General features: G+C 46.9%; 17 protein-coding genes. 9 read left to right on the forward strand and 8 right to left on the reverse strand.

All coding sequences use genetic code 11. The annotated features are described in order from the left end of the window. The first annotated feature begins 58 nt into the window (after positions 1-58). Positions 59-1,459 (forward strand): DegQ family serine endoprotease, encoded by a 1,401-nt coding sequence (locus JHD44_RS03375; RefSeq protein ID WP_199461102.1) that lies wholly within the window; start codon positions 59-61, stop codon positions 1,457-1,459. Positions 1,460-1,591: 132 nt separating this feature from the next. Then, entirely contained in the window at positions 1,592-2,017 is a 426-nt protein-coding gene (locus JHD44_RS03380) for a chemotaxis protein CheW (RefSeq protein ID WP_199461104.1), read from the forward strand. A gap of 41 nt (positions 2,018-2,058) precedes the next feature. Here the strand turns inward: JHD44_RS03380 and argA are convergent, their stop codons facing one another. Together argA and argE are read right to left on the reverse strand one after the other, a co-directional pair. Further along, positions 2,059-3,369 carry an amino-acid N-acetyltransferase gene (gene argA / locus JHD44_RS03385; RefSeq protein ID WP_418903726.1) on the reverse strand — a complete coding sequence of 437 codons (1,311 nt, stop codon included), beginning with the start codon at positions 3,367-3,369 and terminating at the stop codon, positions 2,059-2,061. Next, on the reverse strand, positions 3,362-4,543 hold the full coding sequence (argE, locus tag JHD44_RS03390) for an acetylornithine deacetylase (protein ID WP_199461108.1): 1,182 nt from the start codon (positions 4,541-4,543) through the stop codon (positions 3,362-3,364). The genes argA and argE overlap by 8 nt, the downstream gene beginning before the upstream one ends. Before the next feature lie 112 nt (positions 4,544-4,655). Between argE and JHD44_RS03395 the strand changes: the two genes are divergently transcribed. Next, positions 4,656-5,627, forward strand: coding sequence for a CYTH domain-containing protein (locus JHD44_RS03395; protein ID WP_199461110.1), 972 nt, complete (start codon positions 4,656-4,658; stop codon positions 5,625-5,627). A 31-nt stretch (positions 5,628-5,658) separates the two neighbouring features. Then, positions 5,659-8,574, forward strand: a complete 2,916-nt coding sequence (gene glnE / locus JHD44_RS03400; RefSeq protein ID WP_199461112.1) for a bifunctional [glutamate--ammonia ligase]-adenylyl-L-tyrosine phosphorylase/[glutamate--ammonia-ligase] adenylyltransferase — start codon at positions 5,659-5,661, stop codon at positions 8,572-8,574. A gap of 85 nt (positions 8,575-8,659) precedes the next feature. Here the strand turns inward: glnE and JHD44_RS03405 are convergent, their stop codons facing one another. Continuing rightward, positions 8,660-10,591 (reverse strand): TonB-dependent receptor domain-containing protein, encoded by a 1,932-nt coding sequence (locus JHD44_RS03405; protein ID WP_233401705.1) that lies wholly within the window; start codon positions 10,589-10,591, stop codon positions 8,660-8,662. A gap of 147 nt (positions 10,592-10,738) precedes the next feature. On the opposite strand from JHD44_RS03405, the gene JHD44_RS03410 reads away from it, so the two are divergent. After that, positions 10,739-11,638, forward strand: coding sequence for a LysR family transcriptional regulator (locus JHD44_RS03410; protein ID WP_199461116.1), 900 nt, complete (start codon positions 10,739-10,741; stop codon positions 11,636-11,638). A 34-nt stretch (positions 11,639-11,672) separates the two neighbouring features. Here JHD44_RS03410 and JHD44_RS03415 read toward each other — a convergent pair whose 3' ends face one another. The 4 genes from JHD44_RS03415 to JHD44_RS03430 are packed head-to-tail and all read right to left on the reverse strand — an operon-like array spanning position 11,673 to position 15,574. Continuing rightward, entirely contained in the window at positions 11,673-12,530 is an 858-nt protein-coding gene (locus JHD44_RS03415) for an ABC transporter ATP-binding protein (RefSeq protein ID WP_199461118.1), read from the reverse strand. Continuing rightward, entirely contained in the window at positions 12,527-13,597 is a 1,071-nt protein-coding gene (locus JHD44_RS03420; protein ID WP_325097038.1) for an iron ABC transporter permease, read from the reverse strand. Before JHD44_RS03420 ends, JHD44_RS03415 begins: the two co-directional genes overlap by 4 nt. A 10-nt stretch (positions 13,598-13,607) precedes the next feature. After that, entirely contained in the window at positions 13,608-14,639 is a 1,032-nt protein-coding gene (locus tag JHD44_RS03425) for a FecCD family ABC transporter permease (protein WP_199461120.1), read from the reverse strand. A 2-nt stretch (positions 14,640-14,641) separates the two neighbouring features. Further along, positions 14,642-15,574, reverse strand: coding sequence for an iron-siderophore ABC transporter substrate-binding protein (locus JHD44_RS03430; RefSeq protein ID WP_199461122.1), 933 nt, complete (start codon positions 15,572-15,574; stop codon positions 14,642-14,644). 264 nt (positions 15,575-15,838) lie between these two features. Between JHD44_RS03430 and JHD44_RS03435 the strand changes: the two genes are divergently transcribed. Then, positions 15,839-16,033, forward strand: coding sequence for a hypothetical protein (locus JHD44_RS03435; protein WP_133563575.1), 195 nt, complete (start codon positions 15,839-15,841; stop codon positions 16,031-16,033). Between the two features lie 56 nt (positions 16,034-16,089). Here the strand turns inward: JHD44_RS03435 and epmB are convergent, their stop codons facing one another. Continuing rightward, positions 16,090-17,112, reverse strand: coding sequence for an EF-P beta-lysylation protein EpmB (gene epmB, locus JHD44_RS03440; protein ID WP_325097039.1), 1,023 nt, complete (start codon positions 17,110-17,112; stop codon positions 16,090-16,092). A 165-nt stretch (positions 17,113-17,277) separates the two neighbouring features. Here epmB and efp point away from each other — a divergent pair, with 165 nt between their 5' ends. The 3 genes from efp (at position 17,278) to JHD44_RS03455 (ending at position 21,220) form a co-directional block, all read left to right on the forward strand. Beyond that, the gene (gene efp / locus JHD44_RS03445) at positions 17,278-17,853 is read left to right on the forward strand and encodes an elongation factor P (RefSeq protein WP_199461125.1); all 576 of its coding nucleotides are present in this window, start codon (positions 17,278-17,280) and stop codon (positions 17,851-17,853) included. 86 nt (positions 17,854-17,939) lie between these two features. Beyond that, positions 17,940-18,914 (forward strand): EF-P lysine aminoacylase EpmA, encoded by a 975-nt coding sequence (epmA, locus tag JHD44_RS03450; RefSeq protein ID WP_199461127.1) that lies wholly within the window; start codon positions 17,940-17,942, stop codon positions 18,912-18,914. A 32-nt stretch (positions 18,915-18,946) separates the two neighbouring features. Beyond that, complete coding sequence (locus JHD44_RS03455; protein ID WP_199461129.1) at positions 18,947-21,220, forward strand: ATP-binding protein; 2,274 nt, start codon at positions 18,947-18,949, stop codon at positions 21,218-21,220. The last annotated feature ends 18 nt before the right edge of the window (positions 21,221-21,238 follow it).

Below are 21,238 nucleotides of genomic sequence, written 5' to 3' on the forward strand. Positions count from 1 at the left end.
CCTCTTCACCTGACACTGTAGCATCATATAACTTTGGTACGTTTGAGGAGACCAATACATGAGCAGATTGCTAAAACGTGTGAACTGGGCCGGCATCACTCTATTGATGTTGTTTTCAACTTTGGTGAATGCCGCGAATTTGCCGGACTTTACCGAATTAGTTGAAGATGCATCTCCGGCGGTAGTCAATATCAGCACAGAGCAGACAACGACTTCGAGTAATCGTCAGCTTAGCCCTGATGCGCAAGAGCTAAATGAGTTCTTTCGTCATTTCTTTGGGCAACAGCCTTTTGGCCAACAGCAACAACAACCGCGCCAGCAACAGCGCCAAAGAAGCTCGCTAGGGTCAGGCTTTATCATTTCTCATGATGGCTATGTACTGACCAACAATCACGTGATTGATGGTGCGGATGTGATTCATGTTCGATTGAACGATCGTCGTGAGTACGAAGCAACGTTGGTCGGCACCGATGCGCGCACTGATTTGGCACTACTTAAGATCGAAGCGGAAGATTTACCGATTGTAACCATGGCCGATTCAGATGACCTAAAAGCCGGTCAGTGGGTACTGGCCATCGGTTCACCATTTGGCTTTGATTACACTGTCACGGCAGGGATTGTCAGTGCCATTGGTCGTAATTTGCCAAGTGATAACTATGTGCCATTTATTCAGTCCGATGTGGCGATTAACCCAGGTAACTCTGGCGGACCATTGTTTAACCTAGATGGTGAAGTCGTTGGCATTAACTCGCAAATTTACACTCGCTCTGGTGGCTTTATGGGGGTGTCCTTCGCGATTCCTTCTAACGTTGCTATGTCGGTAGTTGATCAATTAAAAGCCGATGGTAAAGTTTCTCGAGCATGGCTAGGGGTATTGATCCAAGATGTTAACCGTGACCTAGCGGAATCATTTGATCTCGATCGTCCACATGGTGCACTGGTAAGCCGCGTTATGCCGGATTCTCCGGCGGAAAAAGCAGGTCTGAAACCTGGTGATATCATCATGGCGTTTAATGGTAAAACCATTGAGCACTCTTCTGAGCTGCCTTACCTTGTAGGTCAATTAAAAGTCGGTACGGATGCTAAAGCACAAGTGTTCCGCGATGGTAAAGAGCGCACTATGACGATTGCACTGGCGAAACGTCCAGATGATGCTGAAGTAGCACAGCAGAAAGCCGACGAAAACCGACTGGGCATGACGGTGGCGCCGATATCAGAGCAGCAAGCTGATCGTTTAGGTGTTGATAGCGGTGTTGTTATTGAACAAATTATTGGCGGTGCTGCTGCCCGAAATGGCTTACAGCAAGGTGATGTTATCACTATGCTTAATGGTCAAACGATAGAGAGTGTAGATGTCTTTAACCGTATCGCTAAAACACTCCCATCTAACCGTTCGGTTCCAATGCGTGTCATCCGTGATGGTTACCCAATGTTTATTCCATTTAAGATTGTTGAGTAGCATAAAAGCCACTCATTAAACTAAAAACCCATTGCTAAATCAGTAATGGGTTTTTTAATATTTGAAATAAATATTTAGACATGTAACTATTTTTCAACACTATATTTAACTTTAATTGATGAGGGCGTTGGTATGGAGGAGGCATTGTCAAAAGGGATCTGTTTTCGCCTAGGAAGTGAGCAGTATTTACACCCTTTAAACACCGTAAAAGAAGTTTTAAGTTATCAAGAGTCTGCACCGGTCCCAGGTGCAGGAGATGGTGTGGAGGGTATGATTGAAGTCAGAGGGAACATGGTCACGGTTCTATACGGCTCTTACCTGTTAGATTTAGATCCTGACGAATGCAAAGAAGAAGGACACATTATTGTCTTGGATTTACCTTCTGGTTATTTTGGTATTCGAGTGGAAGGTGTCGAGAAGGTGATGGATTTGCCTGATAACCAAACCACTCAAACCTTAGAATACAAAGAAAGTGATTTTGTCCAAGGTACCATGCAACATGATGATGAGTTGTATATTTTGGTGGACTTTAGTGACTATTGTAAAACCCTGTCTTGATCAATGTTGGTGCGCCAAAATGTGACGCACCGAATTGACAGCTAAAGCTGTTTAGCAAAGATCTTAGAATTGCGTTGATAGTTGTACAAGGCCTGCTTCTTTGCTGGTAAGGTCGACAACGTTGTTTCACGGAAACCACGTTCGATAAACCAATGGGCGGTTCGGGTGGTGAGCAGAAATAACGTATCCAAGCCTTGGCGCTTGGCTTCGTATTCAATACCTTTTAGTAAGCGCTCACCACGGTTAGAACCTCGGTATTCAGGCGATACAGCCACACATGCAAGCTCCCCTGAACGCTCTTGCTCAAACGGATACAATGCAGCACAGGCAACGATTGCACCATCACGCTCAATCACAAGGAAGCGTTCGATTTCATTTTCAAGCAACTCACGAGAACGGCGTACTAAAATACCTTTCGCTTCTAGTGGTGCGAGTAAGTGCATCATGCCGCCCACATCATCGATGGTCGCTAAGCGCAGCTTTTCATAACTGTCTTCATCGATCATGGTACCTGAGCCTTCACGAGTAAAAAGCTCGCTGAGTAGGCCGCCGTTTTCATTGAACGAAATGATATGGGCACGAGGAACCGCCGCACGTACCGCCATCAAACACGCTTCAAGAGCGTCTCGAGTGATCGGTGTTAGGCCGCCGTTGGCAAGGATAGTATCCGCATGATGGGCCAACAGTTCGGAATACAGTTCATCTTTCTCGTCGAAAATGCCCTCATCTTCTGTAAATATGATTAACTTGTCAGCTTTAAGTTGGATCGCTGCTTGTGTTGCTACGTCTTCAGCTTTTAGGTTGAAAACTTCACCCGTTGGTGAAAAGCCAAGATGCGGTAGAAGCACCATATTGTCGTCTTCAAGCAAACGGAAGATCGCTTCACTGTCGATGCGTCGAACTTCGCCTGAATGACCATAATCTATACCGTCCACGACTCCCAGAGGCTTGGCCACAACATAGTTACCACTACAGACTTTCAGGCCAGCATTGGCCATTGGGGTATTGGATAAGCCCATAGATAATTGCGCTTCTAACTGCACACGAACTGCAGCAGATGCTTGAATAATATCGATCAACTGTTCTTGTGGTGTGACTCGGTAACCATCCTCGATACGTGATGGTAAGTCGCGTGCTCCCAATGCACGGTTAATTTGAGGGCGTGCTCCCTGAACCAATACTAGACGAATGCCAAGCGAATCTAGCAGAGCCATGTCGTGGATGATATTAGAGAAATTTGGGCTCTCAAACGCTTCACCGGGTATTAAGATAACCAGTGTTTTGCCTCGGTGGGCGTTGATATAGGGCGAAGAGTGGCGAAACCAGTCCACATAATTGAGTTCGTCAGACACGCGTTGCCTCATTGTCGGTACTCGGGGTTAAACAATAACGTTCCACTAATCCCTTGATCACGTGTTGCATGGGCGCGATTTGGTCGAGCGCCATAAACTCGTTGGGCTGGTGGGCTTGGTCAATTGATCCTGGACCCAATACAAGGGTTTCCATGCCCAACTGATTTAGGAAGGGTCCTTCGGTGGCAAATGCTACGGATGTTGCTTCCTTTTGGGTAAGACGTTCACACGCCCTAATGATATCGGATTCTTTTTCTGTGAAAAACGATGGAACATCTGGAAATAAATGATTTAATTCGATTTTTGTACCGGTTTGTTGTTCTATTTGAGGCAAGATCGCAGTGATCTCATTAAAGAGTGTCGCGTTGTTCATGCCCGGTAGCGCCCGAATATCGAACTCTAACTCGCAACGACCACAAATACGGTTCGGGTTGTCCCCACCGTGGATACAACCAAAGTTCATTGTCGGGTAGTCGATGACAAAGTTAGTGTCTCGGTATCTATCCTGTAATCCTTTGCGATACATCATCAGCTCTGACATTACCGCATGCATAGCGTCCAGTGCGTTGTTGCCCAAGCTCGGATTAGACGAATGGCCCGCTTTTCCGGTGATACGGATTTTTTCCATCATGATGCCTTTGTGAGCATGAATGGGGGTTAAAGATGTCGGCTCCCCGATTAAAGCGTAACGTGCTTTAGGGCGTTCTGCATCAACCAATGCGCGAGCACCGTCCATAGAGCTTTCTTCATCAGCGGTGGCAAGAATGATTAAAGGCTGCTGCAATTTACTGAGATCAATGTCTCGTAACGTATCCAATACAATGGCGAAGAACCCTTTCATATCACAGGTCCCCAAACCAAAAAGCTTATTGTCGCGCTCTTCGAGTTTGAAGGGGTCGCTTTGCCAACGACCGTCATCGTATGGCACGGTATCGGTATGTCCAGATAATACCAATCCACCGGCACCTTTGCCGATGGTTGCAATTAAGTTCATTTTGTCCGGTTGACCGGGTAATGGCATGATTTCGCACTGAAAGCCTTGGCTTGATAACCAACTTTCCAATAATAAAATGACACCTTTATTTGACTGATCCCAGCTTTTTTGACTACAACTGATTGAGGGTGTGGCGATCAATTGTGTCATCATGCTCAAAAGTGAGGGAAGTGAAGACATGGGATGCTCCTAGGCGTGATGCCAAAAATGATACGGTGCTAAGCGCTTCTGGTAAACTTGCTTCTTTAACGCAGTTGTCTCCGGTGTACCGGAAGTTTAGAGGTTATAAAATATGGCTACCGAGCTTGAACTAAAGTTAATGGTTCAACCCGAGTATCTCAAGTCGGCATGCGCTTTTCTCGATGCTTTTTGCGAAAAAAACAGTTCTGATCAAGATACATCCTCCCAGAGTTCTCGCCAAGCGACACTCGATCTTATGAATGGATATTACGATACAGCCAACGCTCTTTTGTTAGAAAACGGCATTGCGTTGCGTATCCGGGCAGTGAATCGAGAGTACATACAAACGGTCAAAACTCGTGGTAGCAGTCGTGTTGGTATGCATGCCCGAGGTGAATGGGAGTGGCAAGTTCATAGCGATGCGTTGGATTTAACATTGTTATCTGATGTGCCGTTGCCAGAGCCATTACAAGATATGCAATGGTCTCGTGATCTTATTGAAGTCTTTCGAACAGATTTTCAGCGTCATGTTTGGCTGATTCATCACCAATCCGCAGTGATAGAGGTCGTCTGTGATGAAGGGGAAGTGTCATCCGCTTATGGGCGCGACAGCATTTGTGAATTAGAGCTTGAGCTGAAATCAGGCAATGAGGGGGCGTTATATGAGTTTGCCCACCTTATTGCACAACAGGTGCCAGTACAGGTAAGCGTCGTATCAAAAGCGCAAAAAGGCTCGCGTCTTAAACATCGTCGTATAGAGTTCCCCAAAAAGCCTAGTGCACAGGATTCATTATTGAGTTTTGCCGAGTATTGGTATGAAACTTGGCTGGTATATTGGGAGGCCATGTTTTACCTGAAAGACGAAGCATTATTGCAGCCGATACGCAGTGCTGTTTATCAATTGAAACAATGTGTTCCTGAGGAACTGTCCAAGCAACTAGAAGCCTTGGATCAATGCTATGACAACTTATTTAAAGTTGATAAAAGCGGTTTATTAGAACGCTTGGCGGGAAAAGCTGAGACTGGCATCATGATGCTGGCAACAGGGCAATGGTTGAATCAGCAGCTCGATCGCCCAGTCTAATGTATCGGCTAATAACAATAAGGATACCCACTTGACCTTGATCCCACTTTCTCAGCTTCAGACGTTATATACAGCGCAACAACGAGAGATAAAACAACAGGCTTTGAACGATGCTATCGCCAGACGAATTGGCTTAGAAATCGATGCGCCAACACTAGAACGTGCTGAGCGTATTTGGCTACTTAGTGAGTATGTTCATAGACAATTAACACGTTTTCCGCACTGGCTAGAAACCCTATTTGAGCCAATGGACGGTATCGTTGAGCCGTCTATAGCTCAGTTCTACTCTGGTGAGAAACATTGGGGGCAGCATGTTTCAGAAACGGTTGCTCAACCGGACTGGGATGAGGCTACTCTGATGCAGCAATTGCGTCGTTATCGCCACTGGTGGATGACACGCTTAATCGCAGCGGATATCGAGCAAACCATTGCCCTTGAAACCCTAACAGCCCACCTTAGCCGCTTGGCGGATGTTGCCGTCAATGCCAGCCAACAATGGTCCATGCAAAACTATCAGGCTCTGTATGGTCAAGCCCTCGATCAAAAGGGGCAAGCACAAAAGCTGATCGTTATTGGCATGGGAAAATTAGGCGGATTCGAATTAAACCTTTCATCAGACATCGATCTCGTCTTTGCGTTTCGTGAGCATGGTGAAACCCAAGGGGGCAAAAAATCGCTGTCTCACCAAGAGTATTTTACTAAGATCGGACAAAAGCTGATTCAGCATTTAGATCAAGTGAATGCGGAAGGCTTTGTGTTTCGTGTAGACATGCGCTTAAGACCGTTTGGTCAGTCTGGTGCTTTGGTTATGAGCATGGACTCGCTGGAAAATTATTACCAAGACCAAGGCCGTGACTGGGAACGTTACGCCATGATCAAGGCCCGAGTGATGGCGGGAGACCCCGTTGATGTGGAAGAGTTCGAGGCGCTTCGCCGTCCATTTGTGTACCGAAAATATTTGGACTTTGGTGCGATCGGTGCGCTGCGCGACCTCAAGTCGATGATCGCCAAAGAAGTGAGAAGGAAGGGGATTGAGCACAATATCAAGTTGGGGGAAGGGGGTATTCGTGAGGTTGAGTTTATTGTCCAAGCCTTACAAATCCTCCACGGGGGCCGTGACCAGCGTTTGCAAAATCCTGCTTTATTTCATGTCTTACCTGCACTTGGGCAGGATGAGTATTTAGATGTTCAACAAGTAGAGGATTTACTGGCTGCTTATCGCTATCTGCGCCGAGTAGAGCATGCCTTGCAAGGGGCTGCGGATGAGCAAACTCAGTTGTTGCCAGAGGATGAAACAGAACGAGCAAGGTTAGCTTACCATGTGGGCGAAGTGAGTTGGGATGTGCTGTTGGAAACTCTATGGCAACATCGCAAAGCTGTGCATCGATACTTTCAAGCATTGATTGATGATGGTGAAGAAAACTCTTGTGACCAACAAGCGCAAGAAGCGTGGCGAGTGATTCTAAAGCAGCCTCAAGAGCACAGTTTGATCGAAGAGGCTATGGAAAATATTCAGTGGCAAGATCATGCAGCGTCGGCTCAACAACTGGGGCAATTCCTAAACGCGCGTTCAGTTGCTTATATGCAACCTATTGGACAAGAGCGCTTGGCGGTATTCTTGGCCGCTTTGATGGCCTGTCTAGAAGACGAATCGAATCCCGATACGGTGTTACAGCGTATTATTCCTATTATGGAAGCTGTGACGCGTCGAACATCTTACCTCGTGTTACTCTCTGAAAATCAGAGCGCCATTGTACACTTGATTGGTTTGTGCCGAGCGAGTGTTTGGTTCTCTGAAATGATTTCCAACTCACCCGCATTGCTGGATGAATTGTTAGATGCCAACACGCTCTTTTCGCCGCCCTCTAAAGAAGCCATGCAACAAGAGCTAAGGCAAACCTTAATGCGCTTACCAGAAGAAGATGAAGAGGCACATATGGATGCCATGCGTCGCTTCAAACGCTCAATTATCATGCGCGTTGCGGCCTGCGATATAACTGGCATATTACCTCTAATGAAAGTAAGTGATCACTTAACCTGGTTGGCTGAGGTGCTGTTAGAGCAAGTGCTACAGCAGTCATGGCATTATCTCACCCAGCGCCACGGTTTCCCAACGAGAGATGACAGTGATGTCACTCGCCCAGAGATGGTTATAGTAGGCTATGGCAAATCTGGCGGGATAGAACTGGGCTATGATTCAGATTTAGATCTGGTCTTTATTCATAATGCTCAGCTTAATCGTGTCACCAACGGTGAACGCAGTATTGATAACTTGGTGTTTTATACGCGCTTAGGTCAGCGCATCATTCACCTTCTGACGAGCTTTACAGCGGCGGGTCGACTCTATGAAGTGGACATGCGCTTGCGCCCTTCAGGTAACTCGGGCTTGCTGGTGACTAGTTTTGAATCGTTTCAAGATTACCAAGAGAAAGAAGCTTGGATATGGGAGCATCAGGCATTATGCCGAGCACGTGCCCTAGCGGGGGAAGTGCAACTGATGGCGCAGTTTGAGCAAACTCGAGCAGACATCATTGGTCGTGAGCGCGATCGCTCAAACTTGAAACAAGAAGTGCTTAATATGCGCGAAAAAATGCGTAAACACTTGGACACCAGCGGTATCGAAAAAGGCTTCGATCTGAAACAAGGGGCCGGCGGCATCATAGACATTGAATTTATGGTGCAATACATGGTGTTAGCTTGGTCGCACCGCTATTCTGACCTAATGAGCTATTCCGATAATATTCGTCAGCTAGAAGCTGCCGAGGCGCACGGTTTACTCTCGACTGAAAACGTTGCGAAGATGAAAGAAGCGTATACCTTTTATCGAGCGACGGCCCATCGCCAGACATTACAAAAACAAGGTCGATTGGTGCCTGTGGACACATTGGAAGAGAACCAAGCGGTGATTGCACAATATTGGGAGGCGTTTGCTGAGCAACCTTGTTAAGCAAAAAAATCCCCTCTGATAGACTCAGAGGGGATCTGTATAAACCTAAAACACGTGAGGTTATAGAAGGCTTTCCAAGTAAGGTTTAGAAAGAAACGGTAACTTTTGCTTGGTAGCGACGGCCATCTTGGATGCCGCTGTATTCGTCTGCACTGATTTCTTTATCAAGCAAATTGTAGATGCCAGCATAGAACGTGACTGATTCATTAGCCTTATAGCTTAAGCCAGAATCAACCAAAGTATAATCTGGGTATGGATCTGCCATGCTTGTACGAGAAACACCAGCACTTGATTCACCAACGTAGTTTACTTCACCCCATAGGTTGAGCTTGTCTGTTGCGTCCCAAGAAAGGTTAGTGTGAATACGGTGTTTTGGAATACGGTTCAATGGTTGACCTGCGAAATCGCCTGATTTCTGTTCAGAATCCGTGTATGTGTAACCAACGTCCCAGTCTAAAGTTGGCGTCAATGGGGTCGCAAACGTAGCTTCGACACCTTGCATGATAACTTTGTCTACGTTGTATCGCGTACTGATAAAGGTGTAGTCCACCCCTTCATAAGTACAAGATGCGTCACCAGCGGTGGTATCACAGTAGCGATTTTCTGTTATCTTGTCTTTAAACTCTGTGTAATAAGCAGTTAGTTCTGCTTTCGTTCCTTGATGATTACTCCAAGCAATTCCGATCTCATGGTTTACGCTTTTTTCCGCTTCTAAATCAGAGTTACCCAAAATGATTGCGCTGCCTTGCCCCGTAGATTGTGCCCAACCGTCTGTGGCCTGTCGAAGGTCAGGTGATCGGTAACCTGCACTGATCCCCCCTTTGACCGTGACTGAATCTGTGGTTTGCCAAACACCGTAAAGACGTGGCGTTACTGCACTGCCATAGTTTTCATCTTCGTTATAGCGCAAACCTGCTGTCAGAGAAAAATCGTCGGTCATGTAGAACTCGTCTTCAGCAAACAAAGCACCTTGCCAACGTTCTAACTCATCTAGGCCATTATCAACATTATTCGTCGAATCACTTAGGGTTTGGTTCTCAAATTGTCCACCAAGCGTTAGTGTGTGCTGATCAAAGAACAAGTGACTTTGATGATTCAGCACCAATGACTCGTATTGCATATCGCGTGATGTGTTGTCGTTGTCTTCATAGCTTACATAGGACTCATGTTCACTGTTCGCTTTTGATAGTTCGCTAGTGATCGAGAAGTGGTCACGTTTGTAAGTTGTATTGCTGTCAGAGGTTGCGCTCAAGTCAGCGCTGCGGTTACGTTCTTGAGTCTCGGTCCCAGCTTCAAATTTTAGTGTTTGTTGGTCACTTACTTTCCAAGACGTTTTGGCGGTTAGATTTTGAATTTTCTGTTCAGCATAGCCATCGGTAATATTGTCTTCTTCACGCTCATTGATTTGACCAAATACTTCTAACCCTAATTTGTCTTGAGCAAGAGGGCCTGATACATAGAAGTCACTTTGCAGAATGTCGCCAGAGTCACTGTTTTCTTGAATGGTCGTGCCCATGCTTAACTGACCATGCCACTCTGGTTGGACGTCTTTTGTAATGATGTTGATAACACCGCCTAGCGCATCAGAACCATACAAAGAAGACATTGGGCCACGAATGACCTCGATGCGCTCAATGGCTGAAATAGGTGGAATCCAACCTTGTTCAATCCCTGTACCATCAGAGTTTGGACGAGTTTCGCGACTCGTTTGACGTTTTCCATCCACTAGGATCATAGTGTATTTGCCACCTAGGCCGCGCATACTGATATCAGTACTCGAACCTCCTCCTGTGACATAAACGCCTGGCACGGCATCTAGTACATCTGTGATATCACGGTAAGCCTTTTTTTCAATCTCTTCAGCACTAATAACGGTGATAGATGCGGCTGCATCTTGCGTATTTTGCTCATAGCCAGAAGCACTGACGACTAACTCATCTAAGTCAACCGTATCGGCATGGGCGGAATGGGCCATGGCCACACTAAGAGCCACCAAAGAAACTGAGAAACTACGCATGAACATAAATCCTTAAAATTAAGTACAAAAAATGCAAAATTAAATGGTAATCTTTATCATTTGTATTCTGTATTATTTGTGTAAAATTGTCCTGCGATGGCACGTTGCATATTTTACAACGGCTGAACCACCATAAAGAGGACTCTCGTGTACGATCTCAATGATTTAAAAAGCTTTGTTTCTGTAGTGGAGACGGGCAACTTAAGTTCCAGTGCTAAACACTTAGGGGTTTCCAAGTCGACACTTAGTCGGCGCATTTCTCATCTTGAGGACGTCATGCGTCAACCTCTCATGCGCCGCCAAGCTAATAGAATGTTTGCCAACGATGCGGGGAAAGCGTTTTTACCTTATGCCAAGTCCATTCTGGATACCGTTTTGCGTGCTCATCGAACCGTAGACGAATTGAAAGAAACGGTAGCAGGACGTTTAACGGTAGGTTTGTTTTCAGGATTAAGCCGCTCGTGGGCAACTCGAGAGCTGTTCCAATTCTTAGATGACTTCCCAGAAGCGCAAATTGATGTCTATACAGTGACGGATTTTCAAGATATTCGTGAGCAAACGGATGTGGTGCTTTACATGGGAGAGTTGCATGGCGGGACCTTCAAATCTGAGCTTTTAGGGGAGTTAGATTGTGGTATTTATGCTCACAAACGCTATCTTGAGAAACATGGTCCAATTGCTGCGATAGAAGAACTTGAAGAACATGACTGGGTGAATTTACACAACTTCTTTGGTCATGATCAAATGTCAGCTCTATTTCATTCAGAGCATGGCTATAAAGAAATTCGTATGCCACGTTCTCGCCTCACGACAGACTTAATGGGCTTTCACTTAGATTGTATTGTGCATGGCAGAGGAATCGGGATCTTGCCAGAGGATATGGTTGCTAGGAGAGAGGAGTTCCATCCTGGTGAGTTGATTAGAGTGCTCCCAGAGTGGCAGGCACCTAAATTACCTTTGTATTTATTGTATGCCTACGGCCATCTGCCCAAACGAAACCAGGTTTTGCTGACACGTTTGAAAAATGCGTACTCTAACTCAAAGTGAGTACGCATCTATCGTAACGTAGTTGCTCGGTTAATTAGAGAGCTAACTCCGCCTGCTTGTTATCATTTGTAGCGACAGTTTTGCTGGCTTCTGAATAATGTGCTCGACGGACGTTCACCAGAATCGGTGCGCCGGTATGCGGATCTGCCAACAGGTCACAATGAACTCCGTACAAACTTTCTAAAATCTCTGGCGTGATGACCTGCTTAGGTGAGCCTTGGGCGACAATTTCACCCCCTTTCATCGCGATCAAATGATCAGCATAACGAGCGGCCATCGCTAGATCATGCACGACCATGATGATGGTTTTACCGGCTGCCGCAAGCTCTCTAATGAGATCAAAAACTTCTATTTGATGCCCTAAATCTAAGGCTGAAGTGGGTTCATCGAGTAGCAAAAGAGGCGTTTCTTGGGCAATGGACATAGCGATCCAAGCACGTTGGCGCTGTCCACCAGAAAGTGTATCCAGTAAGCGGTCCCCTAAAGATTCCAGATTTGCGGCTTGTAGGGCAAATTCGATGGCGGTGCGGTCATCCATACCCCACTGTTTGAACAGTGACTGATGGGGGTGACGACCAAAACGAATCAATTCTCGAACAGTAATGCCATCCGGTGCTGACGTCTCCTGCGGTAACAGCGCTAACTTCTTCGCCACTTGCTTAGCCGGCATGGAATGAATGTCCTTTCCATTCAGTAGAATGTATCCAGAGGACGGTAGATGCACACGTGATAAGCCGTTTAGTAGCGTTGATTTACCGCAACCATTAGGACCGACGATGGCGGTGACTTTTCCTGCCGGAAACGTGACATCCAGCCCATCGATGATGACATGGTCATCATGTTTAAGAGTGATCGATTGTGTGCCTAAAGGCGCTTGAGTGGATGAACTCATAGAGTGCTCCGTTTAGGTTTACGAATTAATATCCAAAGTAAATAAGGTCCGCCGACCACTGCTGTGACCACACCGACAGGAATTTCGATGGGACTCAAAAGGGTTCGTCCTGCGAAATCTGCCAACACCATGACAATCGCCCCACAAAGAGCGCTAGACACTAACGGCAAGCCGCGATGCTTAGCAAAGGTTCGTGCCATTTCGGGGCCAACTAAAGCGACGAGTCCAACAGGCCCAGCAAGGGCGACGGCAAAGCCGGTTAGTACCACAGAAATCGAGACCGCAGAAAAACGCAGGCGGTTGGGCGTGCGACCAAGGGCGGTCATTACAGAGTCGGAAAAGGCCATTAATTGGAAACGCTGGCATAGGAAAATGCTTATGATTGTTCCTACTAAGGTAATCCATCCCATCCAAGGAATCTGTTCTTCAGGACGTGCTGACAAACTCCCCACCGTCCATGGATAAGCCTCGTTAGCGGTATCAATATGAACTTGTGAGAGCAGCAGTTGCGACACCGCTGCGGAGACAGAACCAATGGCTAAGCCTGCAACAATAAAGCGATAGCCTCGGGTGCCACTGCCACCGCCAATAATAAACGCCAGCGCGGTAGCAGATGCCGCCCCCGTCAGAGCCATAGCGGATGGGGCCAGACCAAAACCGACACCAACGACCGATGCAACCGCAAACGCCATCGCCGCGTTATCGATGCCGATGATCCCGGGTGTGGCCAATCGGTTACGTGCCACCGTTTGCATCAAGCAACCCGCAATACTAAACGCAGCCCCCGTGTAAATACCGGCTAATAATCGATTAAGGCGTAATTCATTGACCACGAATTGCGTCATGGAATCGCCTTGTCCGATCAGTGCTAGCACCACTTCTTGAGGCGTTAAGCTTAAGGTGCCAACGCCCAAACTGAGAATGCCAATCAAGAGTAACGCCACGCTTAACAGTATATTTCGTCGAATCGCCTGACGGTCTAGCAGAAGGCTAGTGTGCTCTGAACGAACCAGCCAATAACCTGATGGGGGCGTTAGTTGAGCAGATGAAGAGTGAGATAAGGGCACAATACAACTCCTAAGCCAACGTTGGTAAACGCTTAGCACGAACGATCAGCATTAACACTGGGGCGCCTACCATGGCGGTTAATACGCCCAACGGCATTTCCGCAGGTTGAGCGATCATGCGTGTAAGAATATCCGCGCCGATAATCATCAGCGGCCCAATGGGTAAGCACATAATCATGGTACGGCGAATATCTGGACCAACCAAAGCTCGGGCTGCAAAGGGCACCACAAGACCAACGAACATGATTGGACCCGCAATCGCCGTTGCTGAACCTGCAAACAGAGCCACCGCTAGCATCACTAAATAGCGAATGGTACGCGGGTTATGACCAAGACCTAATGCGACTTTTTCACCTAACGCCATGGAGGCAAGGGGCTTTGATACGTACAAAGTAATAGCGGTTGCGATGGCAAAGTAAGGTAATACGGTGACCAAATTACTCAAGTGACGTCCTGCCACGCTACCTGTGACCCAAAAACGTATCTCGTCGGCCGCTCGTTGATCGTACATTAATAGGATGGAAGTCAGTGCGGTAAGCAAAGAGGTCAATGCAGCACCTGCTAGCACAAGGCGTACAGGGTCTTTAAATTGACCTTGCAGGCGTGCCGCAATCATCACGAAGAAACAACCAGCGAGAGCACCCAACTGCGCAACGCCCATGGCTAACGTCGCTGCGCTGGCGCCGAGAATAAGCGCAGCGGCCACGGCAAACGATGCCCCAGCACTGACCCCTAGCAAGCCTGGCTCTGCTAAGGGGTTGCGAGCAACCGCTTGCATCAGAGCGCCGGAAATGCCTAAGGCAATGCCGACCACCAAACCAACTAAGGTTCGCGGTAGGCGTAGTTCCATGATGATAAAATGTGCTTCCTCATTGCTTTGCCCCCACAGGGTGGACCATGACTCCGCTATACCAACGGCACCAGCTCCGATCAGCAAGGACAATAGCACGCAGCCGATGGTGATGACGCTAACGAGGCAAAAACAAACGACTAAAGGGCGCTGTGAGGGCGCCCTTTGCCAAAATGATGCAGCGAAATGCATGACTACTGATTGTCCACCAGACGTTCGATGTCATCCAACACAACGTGTGCCGCTAATGGGCCAGAAGTACTGCTCCAAACCTGACCATCCACGGTTGTCACGTGATCTTTTTGAACCACATTAAGTCGTGAGAAAGCAGGTGAATCTTTGGCTGCATCAAGAGCGGCTTTGCCGTCTTCGTTCAATGTCGCAAGGAACAGCCAGTCGTGGTCAATAGCACTGATGTTTTCAAGGCTTAGAATACTTGAATGTGGGCGACCTGCTTTGATCAAACCACCATCCTCAGCTGTAAATCCTGTTGCGGTTAATAATGTGCCAGCAAACAAGTTTTTAGACATAGCCATTGGACCTTGTGGCATCCAGCGAGCCACGTATGCGGTGCGCTGATCTGCCGGGATCGTTTGCTCTACTTTTTGCTTGATAGAGGCGGCACGCTTCTCCACGTCGTGAATAACTTTTTCCACATCAGCTTCGCGGCTCACCGCTTTACCGAATAGACGAGCTTCGGCTTTCCAATTGAATGGTGTGGTGAAATCGCTACCATTTGGAACAACCGTTGGTGCGATTTTGGAAAGCATTTTGTACTGCTCTTCAGATAAGGAAGGGGAAGCTAGAATCACATCAGGACGTTCGTTAATAACCGCTTCCAAATTGGTCTCACGTGCGGTACCAACAATGTCGATATTAGGCTGGCGCTCAGCAAGATAACGAGAGACTGTTTCACTGCCACGAGTTGCAACCGAACCTGCTACTTTGAAGTTGATAGCAGACATGACATCTAACGCACCTTCGTGAAGTGTGACGACATTCTTAACATCGTCTTTTACGGTTACTTTGCCGTATTTGGTATCTAAAGTAACGTCAGCGAATGCGATATTTGACATAAGAAGCATTGCAGAAGTGGTGCTAAACAAAATATTGCGAGTAAGTGACATGAGCTCTCCTTAAAGCTAATTTTTAACTCTGATATTAATGATAATGTTTCTTATTTTTCTTTCATATGCTGTTGCACAGAATTTACTCAGTGTTTTGGGTGATGAGGCGTTGCGGATTGTGCAACGAACTAATGAGGGAATTTAAAAATGTATTAAAGAGATACAGTCAACGGTCGATACAAATTTGTAATGGATTGTAAAGCAGCATTGTTGCTTTCTGAATGTATGTACTAAAGTAGGGATACTTAACTAAGAGGTCTGACTATGAACAGTGTCACGAATGTCAGTACGGCGTATGCAATGGAAATGATGGGTGTTGCGATGGCAAAGACTCAGCAGGAAGAGCAAGGACGTCAGTCGTTGCAACTGCTTGAGAGTGCGGCATCGTCTACTCAGCAGATCCAATCAAGCGCGCCCGCTTCAGGCAACCTTGGTCAAAACATCAATATCAAAGTATAACGGTATTAAGATGTGGCAAAGCCGCTAACGCCCTTGTGTCAGCGGCTTTTTGCGTTTTATGCGCCTGACGAAAACGTGGGAGCTAATACGGTTTTGGCTGGTTCCCCTGGGATTTCTTTTGCTAAACGAGGCATTAGATAACCGGGTAAGTATTTGGCTACTTGGCCCATTAAGCTTTGTGCTTCAGCAATGGGAATATCGAAATGAGCACCACCTTCGATAGGGTCAAAAGTGAACATGTAATAGGGCAAAATCCCTGCATCAAACAGTTTTTCGCTAAGCTCGACTTGAGCGGAAACGCTGTCATTTACGTTTCTTAACAATACGCCTTGATTTAGGACGGTTACTCCCTGAGCTTTTAGTTGGGTGACTTTTTCAGCAATGGCGGCATCGATTTCATTCGCATGATTGCTGTGCAACACCAATATAATGTCTAAGCGACTGGCTTTCACCCAGCTTAATAGTTCTTCATTAATACGGCTTGGAATCACGATTGGTAAACGAGAGTGAATGCGCAGTCGCTTTAGTTGTGGTAGCTCATTTAGGCGCAGAATATGTTTGCTCAGTTGGCTGTCCTTAAGCATCAAGGGATCGCCACCACTTAAGATCACTTCATTCACTTGGGGGTGTTGTTGAATGTATTCGATGATCGAGTCCCATTCCTTCTGTGCCAGCTGATTGTCGCCGTACGGAAAATGTCTGCGAAAGCAGTAACGACAATTCACGGCACAAGATCCTGTGGTAATCACCAGCACACGGCGCTCGTATTTATGCACGATGGCTTTTTGGGGGTTATGCTCGCCTTCGGCAAGGGGGTCTTTGCTGTATCCAGAAGCAGGAAGCATCTCAATGTCGTCAGCTAACACCTGTTTTAAAAGTGGATCATTTGGGTTGCCGTACTCCATGCGCGCCACAAATGGTCGTGGCACCAACATTCGAAAGGAGGCCATCGCTTGCTCTGCTTGCGGAAGGCTTGTGTCGGATAATCCCAGCAATGGCATGAGCTCTGCGGGAGATTTTATCGCTTGTGCCAGCTCAGTAGACCAATGGGTCTCTGCGGCATTTTGAATTGGTATCACGTCAAATATCTGCAAAATTAAGTTAAATTGGGTTATTATGGCGGCCAATCTTTGGCCGATTGGCCTTCGCTCTTGTGAGTCTCGCTTAATTATTCCGCGATGGACTCCAGTGAACATCCCGTTTGTTCAGAGCTTTTTATCTACATCATGATATTGTGAGGATTTATGGCGAGTTATTCTACCAGCGATTTGCGCAGCGGTAACAAAGTAATGGTTGATGGTGATCCTTGTGCCGTTCTAGACAACGAGCACGTGAAACCAGGTAAAGGTCAAGCGTTCAACCGTATCAAACTGCGTAACTTAAAGTCAGGTCGTGTTTGGGAACGTACCTTCAAATCTGGTGAATCTCTAGACGCAGCAGATGTAATGGATACGGATATGGAGTACCTATACACTGATGGCGAATTCTACCATTTCATGGCCACTGATGGTTCTTTCGAACAGCATGGTGCGGATGCCAATGCGGTTGGCGACACAGTTAAATGGCTGAAAGAGCAAGAGTCTTACGTCATCACGCTATACAACGGTGCACCACTAGCAGTTACACCACCAAACTTCATTGAACTTGAAGTGACTGAAACAGATCCAGGTGTGAAAGGTGATACAGCAAACGGCGGTTCTAAGCCTGCAACACTTTCTACTGGCGCTGTAGTACGCGTACCACTGTTCATCAACATTGGTGAAGTGCTACGTGTTGATACTCGTACTGGTGAGTACGTATCACGCGCAACAGGTAAATAATTACCTTTTTAAAAAAGCCCCCAGCCGCAAGGTGTGGGGGCTTTTTTGTGTTTGAGAATTATGCTTAAAAGCTAAAGAAGATCATTATGTATTCAAAAGATGTTTGGCAGCCAACTGCAGAGATAAGCGCGTTGAAATTTCGCGCTGAGGTGTTTCATAAAATCCGCGGCTTTTTCTATGAGCGTGATGTGTTGGAAGTGGATACCCCGTGTTTATCGCTTGGCAGCATCAGCGATCCGCATATTGAAGTGCTGACCAGCCAAACTCGAACGTTGGGTAAAGATGTGACTTATTACCTACAAACGTCTCCTGAATACGCCATGAAGCGCCTGTTAGCCGCGGGTGCACCGAGTATTTATCAATTAGGCAAAGTCTTTCGAGCTGAAGAAATTGGCCGTCGTCATGGCATCGAGTTCACCATGCTGGAATGGTATCGCTTAGGCTTTGATCATTGGCAGCTCATGGCGGAGATGGATGATTTGTTATCGACTCTAATGGGACAAACCATTGCATCTGAACGATTAAGCTATGCCGAAGCCTTTGTGCGCCATGTGGGTTTAAACCCATTTAATGCAAGCCTTGAAGCGCTGCAGCAAACCTGCCATCAGCATACGGAATACGGTTTGGATGAAATGGATCGAGACACGCTTTTAGAACTCCTCTTTGCTACTTTAGTTGAACCCAATATTGGCCAAGAAGTTCCGTGTTTTATATATGCCTATCCTGCTTCTCAAGCGGCGTTGGCTAAGCAACAGCCAGATGAAGAGGGCAATGCTACCGCGGCGCGTTTTGAGTGGTATTGGCGTGGTATGGAACTGGCGAACGGTTACTTTGAGCTGACGGATTCGATCGAACAGCAACAGCGAATGCACAATGAAATGGCAGAACGCGCTGAGCATGGCCAAGTATGGCGACAAGCGGATGAGCGTTTGATCAGTGCCTTAGAACAAGGCTTACCAGAGTGTGCTGGCGTGGCGCTGGGTGTCGATCGTCTGCTAATGTTATTGCAAAACAAAGCGCATATTAATGCAGTGATGCCGTTTGCTGGGGCGCACGCGTAACGGGACTCATCCCCTATCTTTAAGAGATGGCTATGGTAAGTTTGTCTGCAAAATTTCGTGATCTGATTTGGCCAAAGCAATATTTGGAGAACCCAAAACGCTTTGCCTGGTTGTATGTGGCGGTCTTTGTCATTTGTCTGCTGACACTGTGGCGTGGTGGAGACGCCTTAAAACAGCAACAGATCCAAGACCTCTCGCTGGATACAACAGAGCAACTGGTCCAGCTCACCAGTGTCATAGAAAGTGCCATTGCCAAGTATCAACATATGCCAACCTTGTTGGCGTCTAATGATCGAGTGCGTAAGGCATTGCGTGATGGCTTGCCATCCGATATCAATCAGCTAAACCGCGAGCTGGAACAAATCAACCGTATTACCGAAGCGTCTGACAGCTACATTATCGATGTCAACGGTAGTACTATCGCGGCTTCCAACTATCGCTTAAGTACCTCATTCGTTGGGGGCAACTTCTCTTTTCGGCCCTATTTTAAAGATGCCATCAAGGGCAAGCCGGGACGTTATTACGCCTTAGGTACGACGTCCAATCGCCGTGGTTACTATTTTTCTTACCCTGTTTTTGAAGGGGATAGCATCATTGGGGTTGCCGTTGTTAAAGTCGATTTAACCCAGTTTGAAAAGCGCTTTAGCAATCAAGCTTATGACTTTTTGATGTTAGACCCAGATGGTGTTGTATTTAGCTCCTCAAGATCTGAGTGGCTGTACAAAGTCATGGGGCAGCTATCCCATGAGGAGTTGACGCGTATTGCCGACTCACAACGTTACTTTGATCAAGCTATTGAAACCCTGCCGATTGTAAGCAAGAAGGCATTTGAAAGTGGTGGCGATATCATCGAAATGCTGGATGAAGTCCAAGACAACTTGGGCAATGAACTCGTTGAGCGGCATCGCTATTTAGCTATGAGCCGCCCGATTAAGTTGCTCAACTTTCAAGTCGCAGTTTTTGTGCCATTAACAGCGATTGAAGAGCAGATTGCTTTATGGCGCGCAATATTTGCTGGCGGTATTACTATCACCATGCTGGTATTTGGTTTAGCCCATTTGCGCTCACGCATGTTGCAAGAGCGATCCGATGCCATCGAAATGGCACGTCACAATCAAGCTTATATCCGAGAAGTCATTCAGCATACCCAAGCGGGGCTGGTGACATTGGATGGAGCGTTTCGAATTGAAGCATTGAACCCTGCGGTAGAAAAGCTCGTAGCGACACCTTTGTCGGACTTGATTGGCCAACCCCTATCGGCGTTATTTCAAGTGGCCGAGAATGATCTGCTGCGCTGGACCAAAGCGTTGCAATCGGATTTTGATAACGCCAAAGACAGCTTAACCACAGTGCAAGGTACTCTTTCAGTAAAAGGTGAGCCCACAAGTATTGCGGTAGAGGCGACGATCTGTGAGCTACAGCTGCCGCATCGACGCAGCCATCTAGTGACGTTCCATGACATGACAGAACGTAAACGCTATGAGCAAGAAATTACCAGTGCTCGACATGCTTTGGAGCTACGAGTCAAAGAGCGGACGTCTGAATTAGAGCAAGCCAACCAATTGTTGCGGCATGAAATCGGCGAACACAAAGCCACTCAGCAAGAATTGATTCAGACCGCCAAGTTGGCGGTGCTTGGGCAGATGAGTGCTGGACTGAACCACGAACTTAATCAGCCCTTAACCGCGATTCGCTCGTTTGCTGATAATGGCTTGAAGTTTCTTGAACGAGAACGCTACGAACAGGCAAAAGGCAATCTGCAACAGATCAGTCAACTGGGACATCATATGGGCGATATCATTGCTCGTTTTAAAGTGTTTGCACGCAAAGGTAATGTGATGCATACGCCAATTGATGTGCAGACCGCCATCAATGGTGCCTTAAAAATTATGCAGCCTCGCTTCAAAGAGTCGGGTATTGAAAGTAACGCGCCGAGTAATGTCCAAGTCGCTGTGTTGGCAGACATGGTTTTTTTAGAACAAGTGTTGGTGAACTTATTGGCCAATGCGGTGGATGCTATTTTAGAAGCTTCTAGGCAAGAGAAATTGGTATCCATTGAAGTGAATTGTGAGCAGGATGTTGTATGCATATATGTCAGGGATTCAGGCACTGGATTGTCCGAAGAGTCTTTGAATCGCCTATTTGAACCCTTCTATACGTCGAAAGAGAGTGGTTTAGGGTTAGGATTAGGGTTGTCCATTTCCCAACGTATCATGGACTCTATGAATGGTAGTCTATCAGCGCGAAATCACCCTGAGGGAGGGGCTGAGTTTTGTGTTACTCTTAACACCTTCCAACCCGATTAGTGCTAAGGAATAACCGCA

Origin of the sequence: Marinomonas ostreistagni, assembly GCF_016461785.1 — a bacterium.
GTDB lineage: Bacteria > Pseudomonadota > Gammaproteobacteria > Pseudomonadales > Marinomonadaceae > Marinomonas > Marinomonas ostreistagni_A.